This is a genomic window from Aeromonas sp. FDAARGOS 1404 (assembly GCF_019047085.1).
GTDB classification, from domain to species: Bacteria; Pseudomonadota; Gammaproteobacteria; order Enterobacterales; family Aeromonadaceae; genus Aeromonas; species Aeromonas veronii.
Genome location: NZ_CP077237.1, coordinates 1,577,693 through 1,594,467 on the forward strand (window position 1 = coordinate 1,577,693; position 16,775 = coordinate 1,594,467).

At 58.3% G+C, this 16,775-nt stretch carries 17 protein-coding genes; 12 read left to right on the top strand and 5 right to left on the bottom strand.

Annotated elements, in window-relative coordinates; all coding sequences use genetic code 11:
* The first annotated feature begins 5 nt into the window (after window positions 1-5).
* The 10 genes from I6L34_RS07175 (at window position 6) to I6L34_RS07220 (ending at window position 8,476) form a co-directional block, all read left to right on the top strand.
* A complete protein-coding gene (locus I6L34_RS07175; RefSeq protein WP_216956327.1) occupies window positions 6-596 on the top strand; it encodes a DUF2796 domain-containing protein in 591 nt (196 codons plus the stop codon).
* A 4-nt stretch (window positions 597-600) separates the two neighbouring features.
* The gene (locus I6L34_RS07180) at window positions 601-1,290 is read left to right on the top strand and encodes an ABC transporter ATP-binding protein (protein ID WP_005362918.1); all 690 of its coding nucleotides are present in this window, start codon (window positions 601-603) and stop codon (window positions 1,288-1,290) included.
* Window positions 1,284-2,531 carry an ABC transporter permease gene (locus I6L34_RS07185; protein WP_216956331.1) on the top strand — a complete coding sequence of 416 codons (1,248 nt, stop codon included), beginning with the start codon at window positions 1,284-1,286 and terminating at the stop codon, window positions 2,529-2,531. The genes I6L34_RS07180 and I6L34_RS07185 overlap by 7 nt, the downstream gene beginning before the upstream one ends.
* Window positions 2,532-2,563: 32 nt before the next feature.
* Window positions 2,564-3,037 carry a DUF3299 domain-containing protein gene (locus tag I6L34_RS07190; protein WP_026034852.1) on the top strand — a complete coding sequence of 158 codons (474 nt, stop codon included), beginning with the start codon at window positions 2,564-2,566 and terminating at the stop codon, window positions 3,035-3,037.
* 104 nt (window positions 3,038-3,141) lie between these two features.
* Window positions 3,142-4,002, top strand: coding sequence for a TIGR03899 family protein (locus I6L34_RS07195; RefSeq protein ID WP_047439578.1), 861 nt, complete (start codon window positions 3,142-3,144; stop codon window positions 4,000-4,002).
* Window positions 4,003-4,277: 275 nt separating this feature from the next.
* The gene (locus I6L34_RS07200; protein WP_216956334.1) at window positions 4,278-5,915 is read left to right on the top strand and encodes a PAS domain-containing methyl-accepting chemotaxis protein; all 1,638 of its coding nucleotides are present in this window, start codon (window positions 4,278-4,280) and stop codon (window positions 5,913-5,915) included.
* Between the two features lie 403 nt (window positions 5,916-6,318).
* The gene (locus I6L34_RS07205; protein WP_216956337.1) at window positions 6,319-6,678 is read left to right on the top strand and encodes a hypothetical protein; all 360 of its coding nucleotides are present in this window, start codon (window positions 6,319-6,321) and stop codon (window positions 6,676-6,678) included.
* Window positions 6,679-7,068: 390 nt separating this feature from the next.
* Entirely contained in the window at window positions 7,069-7,410 is a 342-nt protein-coding gene (locus tag I6L34_RS07210; protein ID WP_216956339.1) for a hypothetical protein, read from the top strand.
* 115 nt (window positions 7,411-7,525) lie between these two features.
* On the top strand, window positions 7,526-8,062 hold the full coding sequence (locus I6L34_RS07215; protein ID WP_216956342.1) for an endonuclease domain-containing protein: 537 nt from the start codon (window positions 7,526-7,528) through the stop codon (window positions 8,060-8,062).
* 147 nt (window positions 8,063-8,209) lie between these two features.
* Window positions 8,210-8,476: a hypothetical protein gene (locus I6L34_RS07220; protein ID WP_216956974.1), complete on the top strand. Its 267-nt coding sequence runs from the start codon at window positions 8,210-8,212 to the stop codon at window positions 8,474-8,476.
* Window positions 8,477-8,697: 221 nt separating this feature from the next.
* Here I6L34_RS07220 and cysC read toward each other — a convergent pair whose 3' ends face one another.
* The 5 genes from cysC to cysG all read right to left on the bottom strand — a co-directional run bounded on the left by cysC (window position 8,698) and on the right by cysG (window position 15,159).
* Entirely contained in the window at window positions 8,698-9,288 is a 591-nt protein-coding gene (gene cysC / locus I6L34_RS07230; RefSeq protein ID WP_216956345.1) for an adenylyl-sulfate kinase, read from the bottom strand.
* A 248-nt stretch (window positions 9,289-9,536) separates the two neighbouring features.
* Window positions 9,537-11,261 carry an SLC13 family permease gene (locus tag I6L34_RS07235; protein WP_005354701.1) on the bottom strand — a complete coding sequence of 575 codons (1,725 nt, stop codon included), beginning with the start codon at window positions 11,259-11,261 and terminating at the stop codon, window positions 9,537-9,539.
* Between the two features lie 4 nt (window positions 11,262-11,265).
* Entirely contained in the window at window positions 11,266-12,693 is a 1,428-nt protein-coding gene (gene cysN / locus I6L34_RS07240; RefSeq protein ID WP_216956349.1) for a sulfate adenylyltransferase subunit CysN, read from the bottom strand.
* Window positions 12,694-12,705: 12 nt separating this feature from the next.
* A complete protein-coding gene (gene cysD / locus I6L34_RS07245) occupies window positions 12,706-13,614 on the bottom strand; it encodes a sulfate adenylyltransferase subunit CysD (RefSeq protein ID WP_201942886.1) in 909 nt (302 codons plus the stop codon).
* Between the two features lie 96 nt (window positions 13,615-13,710).
* Window positions 13,711-15,159 carry a siroheme synthase CysG gene (gene cysG, locus I6L34_RS07250; RefSeq protein WP_216956353.1) on the bottom strand — a complete coding sequence of 483 codons (1,449 nt, stop codon included), beginning with the start codon at window positions 15,157-15,159 and terminating at the stop codon, window positions 13,711-13,713.
* A gap of 197 nt (window positions 15,160-15,356) precedes the next feature.
* On the opposite strand from cysG, the gene I6L34_RS07255 reads away from it, so the two are divergent.
* Complete coding sequence (locus I6L34_RS07255) at window positions 15,357-16,280, top strand: SPFH domain-containing protein (RefSeq protein ID WP_005335703.1); 924 nt, start codon at window positions 15,357-15,359, stop codon at window positions 16,278-16,280.
* Window positions 16,277-16,732 carry an NfeD family protein gene (locus tag I6L34_RS07260; RefSeq protein WP_005354718.1) on the top strand — a complete coding sequence of 152 codons (456 nt, stop codon included), beginning with the start codon at window positions 16,277-16,279 and terminating at the stop codon, window positions 16,730-16,732. Before I6L34_RS07255 ends, I6L34_RS07260 begins: the two co-directional genes overlap by 4 nt.
* Window positions 16,733-16,775: the final 43 nt, after the last annotated feature.

Consider the following 16,775-nt stretch of genomic DNA (forward strand, 5'->3'; position numbering starts at 1 on the left):
TAAAGATGAAAGCAATTACTCTGTTGCTGGCCGCAGCGGCCTTTGGCGCACACGCAAATCACGACGAACACGAGAGCCACAGCCACGGCGCCCACGAGCATGGCCACGGCCACCTCAATCTGGTGGTCGATGGCGACCAATTGATGATCGAGCTGCAGGCACCCGCAGCCGATCTGGTGGGCTTCGAGCACGCAGCCAAGAGCGATGAAGAGAAGGCGCAGTATGCCAAAGCGGTCGCCCGCCTCCAGCAACCTGACGCCCTGTTCCGCTTCGACCCGGCCGCTGGCTGCAAACTGACCCAGCAGGAGCTGCAGGCCGCCAAAGAAGAGCATGACCATGACCATGACCATGACCATGACCATGACAAGGCTGCCAGCGACAAACATGAAAACCACCATGATCATGACGAAGCGGGCCACGCCGATATGGGCGCCATGTACACCTACACCTGCGCTACACCAGCCAAACTGACCGGCCTTGAGGCGACCCTGTTCAGCGTCTATCCGAGCCTTGAGAAGCTGAGCGTGCAGGGCATTCTGCCTACCGGCCAGACCGCTGGCGAGCTGACCCCGTCCGCCAACAAGCTGAGCTGGTAACGCCATGAAAAAAGCCGTGGTTGAGATCCGCGATCTGGCCTTTGCCTGGCCAGGTGGCGACGCTGTACTCGATCTGCCCGCCCTCACCATCCGCGAGGGTGAGCGGGTCTTTATCAAGGGCCCGTCGGGCTCCGGCAAGTCGACCCTGCTCGGGTTGCTGGCCGGGATCCAGACCGCCAACCACGGCACCCTGGAGGTGCTGGGCCAACCATTGGCCCGGCTCTCTGGCCGTGCCCGTGACCACTTCCGGGCGGCCAATCTGGGTTATATCTTCCAGCAGTTCAATCTGCTGCCTTTTCTCTCGGTGCAGGACAACGTGACTGCTGCCCTCACCTTCTCGCCCGCCAAACGGGCCCGCCTGCAAGGGAGTCCGGAGCAGGAGGCGCGCCGTCTGCTGGCGGAGCTGCAACTGCCGGACGAGGCGCTGCATCGCCCCGTCCACGCCCTCAGCATCGGCCAGCAGCAGCGGGTTGCTGCCGCACGGGCGCTGATCGGCTCGCCGCCACTGGTGATCGCCGACGAGCCCACCTCGGCACTCGACACCGACAACCGGGCCGCCTTTATCAAGCTGTTGTTCGAGGAGTGCGATAAGCAGGGCTCGACCCTGATCTTCGTCAGTCACGACCCTTATCTCGAACCTCTGTTCCCGCGGGTCGAAAACCTGCAACAGCTCAACCGGAGGGCATCATGCTAAAGCTCGCCCTGCAAAGTCTCTGGGCCCGCCGCCTCACCGCCGGGCTCACCCTGCTGGCCGTCGCCATCAGCGTCACCCTGCTGCTCGGGGTGGAGCGAGTGCGCACCCAGGCCCGTGAAAGCTTCTCCAACACCGTCTCGGGGACCGATCTTATCGTCGGCGCCCGCTCCGGCCAGGTGAACCTGCTGCTCTACTCGGTGTTTCGCATCGGCAACCCCACCAACAACGTGGGGTGGGACTCCTATCAGGCCATCAAACAGAAACCGGGCGTCGCCTGGACCATCCCGCTTTCCCTTGGCGACTCCCACAAGGGATTTCGGGTGCTCGGCACCAATGGCGACTACTTCAACCACCTGAAGTACGGTCAGCAACAGTCGCTGCAACTGCGCGAGGGGCGGCCATTCGACACGCCGTTTGAAGCGGTACTCGGCGCCCAGGTGGCTGAGAAGCTCGGCTATCATCTCGACCAATCCATCGTTATCGCCCACGGCGCTGGCAACACCTCGTTCAGCCAGCACGACAATCTGCCGTTCAAGGTGGTGGGGATTCTGGCGCCGACGGGTACTCCCATCGATCGCACCATCCATGTGCCGCTGGCGGGGATAGAGGCGATCCATCTTGGTTGGGATACCGGCCGCCACAGCAAGAACGTGACGCCGGAGCAGGCACTGGCGCAGGATCTCACCCCGAAAACCATCACCGCCTTTATGGTGGGGCTGAGCAACCGGATCCTGGCGTTCCAGCTGCAGCGCAGCGTCAACACCTATCCCAAGGAGCCGCTGATGGCGATCCTGCCGGGGGCCGCCCTGCAGGAGCTGTGGAGCCTGATGAGCGTGGCGGAAACCGCGCTGTCGGTGATCGCCGGTTTTGTGGTGGTGGCGGGCCTGATCGGCATGCTGACCACCTTGCTCGCCGGGCTTAACGAACGGCGCCGCGAGCTCGCCATCTTGCGATCCCTCGGCGCGGGCCCTGCCCACCTGTTCCTGCTGCTGGCGCTGGAGGCCATGGCGCTGACCACGGTCGGCATCGCTCTCGGGGTCGCCGTGCTCTATCTGGGGCAGGGGCTTGCCTCGCCCTGGCTGCTCAGCCACTATGGCCTGCAACTGAGTCTGGGGCTGCCGAGCACCTACGAGTGGCAACTGCTGGGGGTGGTCTGGCTGGCAGGCATGGTGATTGGCCTGCTCCCTGCTGCCCGCGCTTATCGCTACAGCCTGAGCGATGGCATGAGCATTCGCGTCTAGCGAGACGCCCAAATATAGAAACAGAAGGACAGATGATGAAGTGGAAAATTGTGGCGCTGCTCGCCAGCCTGCTGGTGCTGCCCGCCCTGGCCGCCGATTACAAGACCATCGACTGGGATGTACTGATCCCGGAAGGGGAGAAACTGCTGCCACCGCCCCAGGTCAATCACGAAGATCCCATGTCGGTGCCGCAACCGGTGGGCGGGGTGAACAAGAAGCTGGACAACCAGGATGTGCGCATTCCGGGCTTCGTGGTGCCGCTGGAAGGGGATGCCAAGAAGATCACCGCCTTCCTGCTGGTGCCCTACTTCGGCGCCTGTATCCATGTGCCGCCGCCCCCCACCAATCAGGTGATCTATGTGAGCTACCCCAAGGGTGCGCCGGTGGATGATCTGTGGGATGCCATATGGGTGAAGGGCAAGATGCGCACGGTCAGCTCCAGCCACGAGATGGCCACCGCCTCCTATTCGATGGAAGCGGTCGAGGTGAGCGTCTACGAGGAGTAATCCTCCCGTTGCAAAAAAAGCGGCCTCCACGGAGGCCGCTTTGTTATCTTGGCATCCCGGTTGGAGTAACATTCAGCTCCAGAACCTGTGCGAATGGAGTCAGCATGGCAGACCTCCCCCCCCCGAAAAAAGAGAGTTCGATCCTGAGCAGCCAGGAGCAGACCCTGCGTCTGGCCCGCAGTCGCGGCATCGACGGCATGCTCACCCGCAACACCGACAGCACCTTCGAACAGCGCGCCACCTTTCGCCATCTGGCAGATCAGGCTGCTCGCCAGCGCAATCTGGAAGCCATCATGGTGATGGCCTCCCGCCACTGCGAAGAGACCGCAGCTGGCGGCGAGATGGACAGCGACTGGCTGACCCGCTTCCTGCAACTGGCGGAAGATATCAGCATGGTGCCGATGCAGCAGCTGTGGGGGCGGATCTTCGCGCTGGAAGTCGCCACGCCGGGCCGCTTCTCCATACGCGCGCTCGCCACCCTCAAAGAGATGACCCAGCGCGAGGCCCAGCTGTTCCAGCGCATCTGTTCACTGACCTGCCACTACACCGGCAGCGACGAGCAGCGACTGCTGCTGGGGCTGCACAAGGGGGCCACCCTGCTGAGTCGCGCCAAAGCAACGCGGCTCGGCCTTGGCAAATACCGACTGCCCTACAACGCCCTGCTGCAACTGTTTGAGCTCGGGCTGCTGCATCGCGCGGAGCTGGAGTCCGGCCCGCTGCCCGCCGATGGGGTCGAGCTGGAGTTCGGCAACCAGCGCTGGCGGCTGCAGTGCAAGCAGAACAACATCACCCTGCTCTACTACCGGCTTACCCCGGTGGGCAACGAGCTCGCCCAACTGCTGCAAGAGTCGCCGCTGGAGGAGTACCTGCAGGATCTGAAAACCGTGCTGGTGCAGGGGATCCAGATTGAAGTGATGCAGCTCGTCAGCGCCCCCTCCTCACCCGCTCCCGACCCTCTCCCCTGATCTCTGGCGGGGCAGCGGATGCCCCGTCGGTTCGTGGCTCCTTCGCGTCCAGCTGCTGGCTCCAAGCTTATGGGCTTGACCAGAATAGGTTGCAAATTGCAGATGCCGCAGAGGCACACCCGTCTGCTCCGTTGCATATTGCAAACAGCAACGTTCTTTTCCTGCCAAAACGGCACTAATAACATATCAATCATTAGCTTTTGCCAGCTGGCCCACCCCTTGCAGATGTCTTGATGCAGATCAAAATCTAACCATCACAGCTCGGGAGTAAGGCCATGAGAATCAATCAACCGGTTACCCAAAGAGAACGTCTCTATCCAGACCACCAGAGCCTCATCTCCACCACGGATCTGGAGAGCCGCATCACCTACGCCAACGATGAGTTCTGCGAGATAGCAGGCTTCTCGCTCGACGATCTGGTGGGGGAACACCACAATCTGGTACGTCATCCTGACATGCCGAAGCAGGCCTTTGCCGATCTGTGGAACCATATCCGCGAAGGCAAGAGCTGGATGGGGCCGGTGAAGAACCGCTGCAAGAGTGGCGATCACTACTGGGTCAGCGCCTTTGTCACCCCCATCAAGGATGCCAGCGGCCGGGTGGTGGAGTATCAGTCGGTGCGCACCGCCCCGAGCGAGGAGATCAAACAGCGGGCCGAGAAGGTCTATGCCGACCTTCGCAACAACAAGCTGCCGCTGGCGCTCAAGTTGCCCACCTTCTCCCATACCCTGACCATCAACCTCTGCCTGCTGCTGAGCCTGCTCGCCATGTTTGCGCTGGGCTACAACCACGACATGAACTGGCAACTGGCGCTGGTCGCCCTGCCGCTGGCGATAGCGGCCATCACCCTGAATGCCCTCTCCCGCCGCCTCGGCAAGCTCAACAAGATGGCCCGCAGCCGCTTTGACAACCCGCTGATGCAGCTGCTCTACACCAACAAGGTGGACAACATCGCTGCCATCGAACTCTCGATGGTGATGAATCAGGCCGAGTTCAACGCCGTGCTGGCCCGCACCCAGCAGACTTGCAGCAAGATCCTGCAGGCCGCCGAGGGGGATCTGCGCAACGCCGAATCCATCACCGACAACCTGCAACAGCAGCAGGCCGAAACCAATCAGGTAGCGACCGCCGTGACCGAGATGTCGGAATCCATTCGCGAGGTTTCACAGAGCTCCAGCGAATCCTCCAGCCTGCTGGACGAGACCGCCGACCTGTTCAAGAGCGGCAACCACAGCGTGGCCGAAACCGTGGCTGCCGTGGCGGGTATGAACAGCGAGCTGACCACCTCCAAGAGCGTGATCAGTGCGCTGGTCGGCCACTGCCGCGACATCGATGGCATCCTCGATGTGATCAACAACATCGCCAACCAGACCAACCTGCTGGCCCTCAACGCTGCCATCGAAGCGGCACGGGCTGGCGAAGCGGGCCGCGGCTTCTCGGTGGTCGCCGACGAGATCCGCTCGCTCGCCATCAAGACCCAATCCTCGACCAGTGAAATCCAGAAGATGATCACCGAGCTGCAAACCAGCGCCGGGGATGCAGAACAGGCGATGGAGAAGGGCTGCCAACTCTCCGAAAGCTGCCAGCAAAAAGCCTCGGCAACCGGCACTATTCTCCAGCAGATCAACGATATGCTGCAGCAGGTGGCCTCCGGCAGCGGCCAGATTGCCCAGGCGGTGCAAGAGCAGTTCCACGTTACCGCCGAGATCAACCGCAACGTGCTCAGCATCAAGACCCTGGCCGATGACTCCAGCGTTGGCAGCCAGCACGCCGTGCACGGCATCACCCAGCTGGTAAATCAGTTAAGCGATCTCGACCGGCTGGTACGCCAGTTCCAGAAAGGGGCTCCGGCAACCCAGAGCCGCTACGAAGTGGCCGCCACCCGCGCCGTGCCGGTTCGCCAAGCCAGATAACCACTACCCAAACAATCACCGCAGAAAAACCCTATGGGCCTTTGGGCCCATAGGGTTTTTTAATGCCCGCCAGCAAGATGGCGGCACTCTCGCTTCACTGTCCGGTTTCCCTCTGCGCTGATGGGCCCAAGCGGTTGAGTGACCACATTTAAACCCATTAATGATTAATTTATTGATCTTGCTCAGGAAATGGCCCGCTTGCGCTTTTCACCCCAGCCCCGTTCGGTAACATAGCCGCTTGGCAACCTCTAGTTGGAGTCAGCCATGAGTCAGACCAGCACCATATGGCAGGTAAAAAGCAGACTGGAGGCTGTAATTCAGGGGCGGTAGCGTGGTTTTTGTAAGTTGGCACAGCGCGTAGCAAAGACCAACAGACAAGTTCTTCAGCGTTAAAGGGAAAAATATGGATGTCATTAAGGCTTTAGAAATCATCTCAGCATTGTCAGAAGGTGTTAATCCTGAAACCGGTGAAGAGTTATCTGAAGAAAGCTGCTTCAATCAGCCGAAAGTCATTCGAGCTTTATTTATCGCAAAACAGAGCCTCGAAGCATCAATCATTTCTGAAAAGCGTAAATCTGATTTACCAGAAAATGCTGGGAAGCCATGGAAGCCAGACGAAGATGAGCTATTGGCAAATAGCTTTGATTCAGGCTTAGGTGTTGATGAATTATCAAGAATCCATAAAAGAACAAAAGGTTCCATTGCCTCCAGGTTAGTTCGTCTAGGTAAAATAAATGAGCGTTCCGATATTTATACTCGGTAGCCTCGCTCTTGTAGGTTGGCGCAGAGCGTAGCGAAGCCCAACAGACGAGCGTTATCACGTCAACCAGAGCAGGATAAACATGGATTGGGTCGTTCGGTAAAACAAATTTGCAGATATGTTCGCGGTAAACGTTGGGCTTCACTTCGTTCAGCACCAACCTACGATTTTTAGCCCAACATACTAGATGTATTTGCACACAGTATGGATGCTAGTGGAACCCCATATTGGATATAGAGGAAAACGACCATTTATCCTGCAATTAATGCAAGAAACATTGATATAACATATTGAAAGTATGGATAACTACATTGATGTGATACAAAAATTGGCAGGATATGTGGAACAGCCGCATGTATCTATGTGGAAACATTCCGTATAATAAATTTTTAATTGGCAAGGAGATTTTATGGCAGTAATGGTGATAAAGGCAAGCGAACCTTTGTGGTTAACCAGTCCTTTGTTGATCCTGAGACAGACCCAAATATTCAGCTATCACTAGCCAGGTTTGAGCTAATATACGCAGTAATTGGTCAAATACTTGGTTTAGTTTGTATATTGGGTGGCATAGCGTTATTTCTAAATGGTGTTGCTGGCTCAACAAGCTGGACAGCAAAAATATTCGGGGCAGAGTCAACAATCACTGATGCAGCTCCAGGCGCTGTTCTGTTTATTGTTGGTTTGTTTTTTGTAATTGTCACGCGCTATAAGTTCGTGCATAAGAAAGCCTATTAACAAGGCGATGAAAGTGGATTTATTTAAGCTGTCACCTTTTTTGAAACAAAAAAGCCGCCATCTTAAATGAACCATTTACCGCGGCGTTAAGCTTACAAAAATATTATGGTGAAAAATGAAATATCCAGGTCAACCGGCAGACGCTCCTAGTTGGTATAGAGATCGTGGTCAATCCCACATTGAAGCTGAATTTAGTAAAGAACTAAATGAACTTGCTGATTTAATTGAAAGTGAGCAATGGTTTGGCGACAAAGAAAAGCATGCAAGATATAGGGTGGATTTCATTCTTCGAGATGCGCGTTTGATTATTGAGTTGGATGGGCACGCATATCACTCTTCTCCAGAGCAATTGGAAAAAGACGCAATAAGGCAACGATATTTAACAAGGTCAGGTTATACAGTTATTCGTTTCACGGCACGTGAGATTAATAGAGACGCGAAAGGCTGTGTCGATGAAGTTAGAACAATATACCGTGAAAGAATGCAACGAGAGCCAGTTAAGTATCGAGCAATGTATATCGATTATAGGTTTTTCTACCAGGAACGTATGAAAGCCATTAACTTTTTCAGAGAAATCAATCCCGAGAAAACATTGAAATCACCATCAATTGATCAAGTGATTCCTCATGCCATCGAGTGGTTGCATGAATAGTCCTTTATTACTGCGTTTATATTCCATCTTCCTGAAGATGGATATGAAATTGAGCATTTAAATGGTTTAACTCTTGATTATCAAAAGGGCGAAGTAAGAATAAATACGGTCTCCGAGGAGTGGTATAGTCTTGAACTCGGAGAACATATGCTTAGATTCGCTCATTTGTTCGATGAGTTTCTTGTTGTCGCTGATGATCCTGTTTATGTATCGCCATTATTGAGTGTGCTCCCTAATGAAATGAGCGTAGACAAACTTGGAGATATAGAGTTTAGTTATATTGGAAATGGCAAGTTACTTCGACGAGGTAATAACGAAACATCGTATATTGGTTCTGATCTAGTTAGAGTTAAGTGGCAAAATGTTTGGTATGTTCTTGGAGCCGCTATGGGGTTGAGCATATACGAAATGTAAGCTTAACAAACTGTTCAAGAGTGATTCGCAACTTGTGGCATTTTTACTATGCGTTGGTTTTAGTGTTTAAGGTGGTATGCGGTGGCATCAGTATTGCGTTGCTCACACCTTAATCTGGCGTTAGCCCGTAGGTTCGAATAGCGCAGCGTATTCGGACATTCGCGAATAACCGCGCCCAGATAACAATCCAGCTCCCTTTATCAAATGGCACAACTCAACCACTACAAATAATTCCCCTGCCTTAGCGCAGTCAGCAACTCCTCCACCAGCGTATCTACCGGTTTACCGGCATTAAGCAGATGGATTTCCGGCTGCTCGGGGGCCTCGTAGGCGGAGTCGATTCCGGTAAAGTTACGAATTTCCCCTGCCCGCGCTTTTTTATAGAGCCCCTTGGGGTCGCGCTCTTCACAGACGGCGAGCGGCACATCGACAAATACCTCGACAAATTCACCTTCGCCCAAGAGGCTGCGCACCAGCGCCCGCTCAGCACGGAACGGCGAGATAAAGGCGGTGAGCACGATAAGGCCCGCATCCACCATCAGTTTCGCCACTTCGCCGACCCGGCGGATATTCTCCTGCCGCGCAGCATCATCGAAACCGAGATCCCCGCACAGGCCGTGGCGCACATTGTCCCCATCCAGCAGATAGGTGTGCTTGCCTTGTGCCGCCAGCGCCTGCTCCAGCGCCCCCGCCAGGGTCGATTTGCCCGCCCCCGACAGCCCGGTAAACCAGATCACCAGCGGTTTTTGCCCTTTAAGCTCGGCCCGGCTCTGTTTGTCGACGGCATGTTTGTGCCACACGATATTGCTCATCCAACACTCCTTGATTGGCGCTCACGCCTCAAAACTTAAACTGTCCGGCACCACGGGGAGCCACCTCGGACTATCAGCCGACAACGTGCTGATGCCATGGCATTGCTCACCCAACACTCCTTGATTGGCGCTCACGCCTCAAAACTTAAACTGTCCGGCACCACGGGGAGCCGCCTCGGACTATCAGCCGACAACGTGCTGATGCCATGGTATTGCTCACCCAACACGCCTTGATTGGCGCTCACGCCTTAAAACGGAAACAGCAGGGGCACCATCACAATCACCCCGAGGCTATAGGCCAGCGAGACCGGCAGGGCCAGCTTGAGGTAGTCCGGCATCTTGTAGTTGCCCGCGGCATAGACCATCAGGTTAGTCTGGTAGCCGTAGGGCAGGATAAAGCTGGAACTCGCCCCGAACAGCACCGCCAGAATAAACGGCATGGTCGAGACATCCATGCTGAGCGCCAGCTGGTAACCCATGGGGAAGGCCAGCGCGGCGGCGGCGTTGTTGCTCATCAGTTCGGTCAGCACCAGCGTAAACACATAGATACCGATAAAGGCGATGATGGGGCTGGCACCGTTGAACTCCCCCATCAGCCAGTCGGCGATAAGCTTGGCCAGCCCGCTCTTTTCCAGCTGATCGGCGATGGCGAGCGCCCCGCCCACCACCAGCCAGATATCCAGCGGGAAGCGGCGGCGGATCTCGTCCAGGGTCAGAATGCGGGTGAGCAGCAGCGCCACCAGCATCAGCAGCAACCCCTTGAACAGCGGCACCAGATCAAACACAGAGAGCGCCAACACCCCGAGAAAACCCAGCACCACGGCGGCGCTGCGCTTGCCATCGAGACGGGTGGAGGCTTCCAGCCCGCTCACCACCACAAACTCCCGCCCCAGCGACTTGTTGCGGGCAAACTGGGGGCCAGGGGCCAGCAGCAGGGTATCACCAGCGTGCAGTTCAATCTGGCCGAGGCCGCCGGTGAGCTGGGTTTCGCCGCGGCGCACCGCCAGTACCACCGCATCGAAGTGGGTGCGAAATTCGGCATCCTTGATGGTCTGACCCACCAGCCGCGAGCTGTGGCTGACGATCACCTCCACCAGATGCTGGCCGTTGAGGCGGTGCTGGCCGTAGAGATCCAGCCCCTTCATCTCCTGCAATACGCCGACACTCTCCACATCGCCGCAAAACAGCAGTACGTCCCCTTCGTGCAGCTCGTGTTCCGGCTGCACCGGGCAGATCACCTGCTCGCCGCGAATGATTTCCGCCAGATAGAGGCTTTTCAGGCTGCGCAGGCCGTTCTCCTTGACGCTGCGCCCCGCCAGCGGTGAACCGGCGCCCACCTTGGCCTCGAGAAAGTAGCCGGATTCGCGGCTCATCTCGGTATCCTGCTCCGGCAGGTGACGGGCAAACAGCAGCACGGCCACCAGACCGGTCAGCAGGGTACCCGCCCCCACCATAAAGAAGTCGAACATGCCGAGCGGCGGTGCCCCCATCTTGATGAGGAAGCTGTTGACGATAAGGTTGGTGGAGGTGCCGATCAGGGTCAGCACCCCGCCAAAGGTGGCCGCAAAGCACATGGGCAGCAGCAGCCGCGATGGCGCATGGTTGGGGTTGCGTTTGACCGCTCCCAGCATGGAGGCCACCACGGCGGTGTTGTTGACGAAGGCAGACAGGAAGGCGGTGGAGAACCACACCTTCACCAGCACCTTGTTGAATGAACCCGTGCCCACCAGATTGGCGAACCAGCTCATGATGCGGGTTTTCTCCACCGCCAGCGACACCAGCAGCAACAGCACCAACGTCAGCAGGGCACTGTTGGTGTAGCCCGCCACCACGGCATTGATATCCGCCAGCCCGCTCAGGTAGGTGATGAGCACGGCGCCCGAGAAGAGCAGCGCCGGGCGGAGTTTGCCCTGGATCAGCAGGGCCACGAGAGCAGCCAGCAGACCCAGCACCAGGAATTGTTGCCAGGTCATGGGCTTACTCCTTGCTTGTGTCGTTACCGATGGCAAGGGCTTGCCAGTGCGGGAAGTGCTTGCGCACCAGCGCATTGAGCTCGATTTCAAACTCGCTGTAGTGCCCTTTTACCGCTTTCGCCGCCAAGCCCTCTACTATCATGCCGGCGCCGACGGTGACGTTGGTCAGCCGGTCGATCAGGATAAAACTGCCGGTATCGCGGATCTCCTGATACGGGTCGAACGCCACCGGATCGGTGAGGCTCAGCTCGCACAGGCCGATCTCGTTGAGCTTGAGCTCGCTGGCGGGCAGCTCGTCGAGCTTGTTGATCTCGATGCGGTGGCGGATGGCCTCCACCTGACCGCGACTCTTCTTGGTGGCCAGTTTGACGTCGTAGACCCGGCACGGTTGCAGGGACTCCTCCCCCATCCAGACGATATGGGCCAGCACATTCTGGGTCACTTGCGGCCGCTTGGCGGCATCCACCAGCAGGTCGCCGCGGCTGATGTCGATCTCGTCGGCGAAGGTGACTGTGATGGCCTGACCCGGCAGGGCGTACTCCAGATCCCCGTCGAAGGTGACGATGCGGGTCACTGTGCTCTCCTTGCCCGACGGCAGCACCGCCAGCTTGTCGCCCACCCGCAGAATGCCGGAGGTGAGCGTGCCCGCGAAGCCGCGAAAATCGAGGTTGGGGCGATTCACATACTGCACCGGCAGGCGCACCGGATGGCGCTCCAGCTCGCGCTCCACTTCCGCTGACTCCAGCAGAGCAAGCAGGGTTTCGCCTTCGTACCAGGCCAGCTTGTCGCTCGGGTTGACCACGTTGTCACCGTCCAGGGCCGAGACCGGCACGATATGGATGGTGTCGACGCTGAGCTTCTTGGCAAACTCGCGGTAGTCGGAGCTGATGCGCTCGAACACCTCCTGACTGAACTCCACCAGATCCATCTTGTTGACCGCCACCACGAACTGCTTGATGCCGAGCAGGCTCGCGATAAAGCTGTGGCGGCGGGTCTGATCCAGCACCCCTTTGCGAGCGTCGATCAGAATGATGGCCAGATCGCAGGTGGAAGCGCCGGTCGCCATATTGCGGGTGTACTGCTCGTGGCCCGGGGTATCCGAAATGATAAATTTGCGCTTGGCGGTGGAGAAATAGCGGTAGGCCACGTCGATGGTGATGCCCTGCTCGCGCTCCGCCTGCAGGCCGTCAACCAGCAGCGCCAGGTCCAGCTTCTCGCCGGTGGTGCCGAGCTTCTGGCTGTCGGACTCCAGCGCTTTGAGCTGATCTTCATAAATCTGCTGGGAGTCGTGCAGCAGGCGACCGATAAGGGTGCTCTTGCCGTCATCCACGCTGCCGCAGGTGAGAAAACGCAGCAGACTCTTGTGCTGCTGGGCGTGCAGATAGGCTTCGATGCCCTGTTCGGTGATGGCGGTCTGAATATGGCTGTTCATGCTGACGACTCCTTAGAAATATCCCTGACGCTTCTTCTGCTCCATGGAGCCGGCCTGATCGTGGTCAATCAGCCGCCCTTGCCGCTCGCTCGAGGTGGTGAGCAGCATCTCTTCAATAATTTCCGGCAAGGTGGTGGCATCGGATTCGATGGCCCCGGTCAGCGGATAGCAGCCGAGGGTACGGAAACGCACCAGCTCCTGCTTTACCTCATCCTCGGCGGTCAGCGGCATGCGATCGTCATCCACCATGATCTTGATGCCGTTGCGCTCCACCACCGGACGGTAAGCGGCGAAGTAGAGCGGCACTATGTCGATTTTTTCCAGATAGATGTATTGCCAGATATCCAGCTCGGTCCAGTTGGAGAGCGGGAACACCCGGATGCTCTCCCCCTTGTTGACCTGGCTGTTGTAGACCCGCCACAGCTCCGGACGCTGGTTCTTCGGATCCCAGCGGTGAGACTTGTCACGGAAGGAGTAGACCCGCTCCTTGGCGCGGGACTTCTCCTCGTCGCGACGGGCGCCACCGAAGGCGGCGTCGAAGCCGTATTTGTTGAGCGCCTGCTTGAGCCCCTCGGTCTTCATGATGTCGGTGTGCTTGCCGCTGCCGTGCACGAAGGGGTTGATGCCCATGGCGAGGCCATCCGGGTTCTTGTGGACGATCAGATCCAGCCCGTACTTTTTGGCGGTCTCGTCGCGGAACTTGATCATCTCCTTGAACTTCCAGTCGGTATCGACGTGGAGCAAGGGGAACGGGATCTTGCCCGGATAGAAGGCCTTGCGGGCCAGATGCAGCATGACGGAGGAGTCCTTGCCGATGGAGTACATCATCACCGGGTTTTCAAATTCGGCAGCCACCTCGCGGATGATATGGATGCTCTCGGCTTCCAGCTGCTGCAAGTGCGTCAATCTTTCACGGTCCATGTTGGTCCTCGGGTCATTGCTTATGCGCCTGCTCGGGGCGCTGGGTGGTTCAGTGCACGGCCGCACCAGCAGCCGCATCAAATATCTCTTTCTCGGTCAGGCCAGCTGCACCAGCTTGAGGTCGCAGCCATCGAGATCCGGGTTAGCGCGCTGCTGCTCGCCGCTTTTTTCTCCGCTCTTTTCTCCAAACCAGGCGAGCCGCTCACGCAGGGCAACCACTTCGCCGATGACGATAAGCGACGGGCTCACCGCCTGTTTGGCCAGCTCGGCCAAGTCGGCCAGCGTGCCGGTCAGCACCCGCTGACGGGATGTGGTGCCGCGCTCGATGATGGCGATGGGGGTGGCTTGGCTTCGGCCGTGTTCCACCAGCTGCTGCTGGATATGCTCGGAGCGCATCAGCCCCATGTAGATGACCAGGGTCTGACTGGTGGCGGCGAGCTGCTGCCAGTCGGGCTCCTTGCCATCGATCTGGCAGTGGCCGGTAATAAAGACGGCGCTCTGGGCGTAATCACGGTGAGTGAGCGGAATACCGGCATAGGCGGTAGCACCGGCAGCAGCCGTGATGCCGGGCACCACCGAGAAGGGGATGCCTTCATCGGCCAGCACTTCCAGCTCCTCGCCACCACGGCCAAACATGAAGGGATCGCCCCCTTTAAGTCGCACCACCCGATTGCCCGCCTTGGCGTACTCCACCAGCAGGCGATTGGTCTCCTCCTGCGGCACGCTGTGGGCGCCCGCCTTCTTGCCGACCGACACCAGAGTGGCATCGCGGCGCACCAGATCGAGGATCTCGGCGGAGACCAGCTGGTCGTAGAGCACCACTTCAGCCTGTTGAATTTGTTGCAGCGCCTTGAGGGTCAAGAGGCCCGGATCCCCGGGACCCGCGCCGACCAAGACCACTTCGCCCACTTCGCTTTTCGCCTGATCGAGGCCATCGCTCAGCCACTGCTCGGCTCCTTGCCAATCCTCTTTTTCAATCAGGCTGGCGAGGGTGTTGGAGGCAAAGGCGCGCTCCCAGAAGCGGCGGCGATCGGAAATCGAGGAGAGCACCCGCTTGGCCTTATCACGGACCCGGCCGGAGAGCTCGGTCAGCCCACCAAGATGGCGTGGCAGCAGGCTCTCCAGCCGCTCACGCAACAGGCGCACCAGCACCGGCGCCTTGCCACCGCTGGAGACCGCCACCATCAGCGGCGAGCGATCGATGATCGAGGGGAAGATAAAGCTGGAGCGTTTGGGGTCATCCACCACGTTGACGAACAGACCCTGCTGGTTGGCACTTTGATAAACGAGGGCGTTGACTTCGAGGTTGTCGGTCGCCGCCACTACCAAAATCTGGCCTGCCAGATGGGCCGGAGTGAAGCGCTCGGCCAGATGGGTGAAACGACCGGTGAATTCCGCAAATTCCGGTTCAAGCTCCGGGGAGACCAAGGTCAGCCGGGCACCGGCTGCCAGCAGCAGGCGCGCCTTGCGCAGGGCAACCTCGCCCCCGCCCACCAGCAGTACCGGGCGGCCTTCCAACTTGGCAAACATAGGTAAATAATCCATTTCGGCCCATCCCTCGGAACACGACTAATATGGGGCGACTATAGGCAGGGCAGCTTATCCCTCAAAATAATAAAAAATGCTTTTTAATGCGTTTTGGTAATTAGCAAAGCCAATTCGTGACAAAGGCGTACGAAGTCACTTGTGGTACCTGACGCCAGACCATAGGCTAGGGACTGTGTTTCATAAGGAGCTAAATGATGAATGAATCATTGATTGTGCTAGGGATTTTCGTGTTCCTGGTGCTCGCCACCCTGAGCGCGGGCATCAAGATAGTGCCCCAGGGCTACAACTGGACGGTGGAGCGCTTCGGCCGCTACACCCGAACCCTGACCCCGGGTCTCAACCTGCTGATCCCCTACGTGGATAGGGTCGGCCACAAGATCATCATGATGGAGCAAGTGCTGGATATCCCGGCACAAGAGGTGATCTCCCGCGACAACGCCAATGTCACCATCGACGCCATCAGCTTTGTGCAGGTGGTGGATGCCCGCAAAGCGGGTTATGAGGTCAACGATCTCACCAGCGCCATCCGCAATCTCACCATGACCAATATGCGCACCGTGCTCGGCGCCATGGAGCTGGACGAGATGCTCTCCCAGCGCGACACCATCAATGAGAAACTGTTGCGCACCATGGATGCCGCCACCGCCCCCTGGGGTATCAAGGTGACCCGCATCGAGATTAAAGATGTGCGCCCGCCGCTGGCACTGGTCGAGGCGATGAACGCCCAGATGAAGGCCGAGCGCCAGAAGCGGGCCGAGGTACTGGAAGCCGAAGGGGTGCGCCAGTCCAAGATCCTGAAAGCGGAAGGGGAGAAGCAGTCCCAGATCCTCAAAGCCGAGGGTGAGCGTCAGGCCGCCTTCCTCGCCGCCGAAGCGCGGGAGCGGGCTGCCGAGGCAGAAGCCAAGGCGACTCATATGGTCTCCCAGGCAATTGCGGAAGGAGACCTGCAGGCCATCAACTACTTCGTAGCTCAGAAGTACACCGAGGCACTGGCCCGCATCGGTGAAGGCCCCAACAGCAAGATCATCATGATGCCGCTGGAAGCGGGCAGCCTGATTGGCTCGGTGGCTGGCATGGCCGAGCTGTTCAACAAAGATGGCAAGGGCAGCAAGTCATGACTGCCCTGTTAGAGGGGCTGACCCACTGGCACTGGCTGGGGCTCGGCTTCATTCTGCTGGCCATCGAGGTGCTCGGCTCGGTGGGCTTTTTGCTCTGGACCGGCATCGCCGCGCTGGAAGTGGGGCTACTGCTGCTGATCTGGCCCTTTGGCTGGCAGGCGCAGTTGCTGCTGTTTGCGGTGCAATCCCTGCTCACCACTTGGGCCTGGTGGCGCTGGCAGCACCAGCGTGACAACTCGGGTCAGGATGCCGCCAGCACCATCAACGAGCGGATGCAGAGCTATATGGGCCGCGAGCTGACCCTGCTGGATGATGTCGCCCAAGGCACCAGCCGGGTACATCTGGACGACACGGTCTGGACGGTGCGCTGCGACGAGTCGCTGCCTGCGGGCAGCAAGGTCAGGGTGGTGGGGGCTGACTCACACATCCTGCTGGTTGAACCCCGCAACTGACGCAACTCTGCCATCGAGTGATAAAAAAGCCCGCGATCGCTCG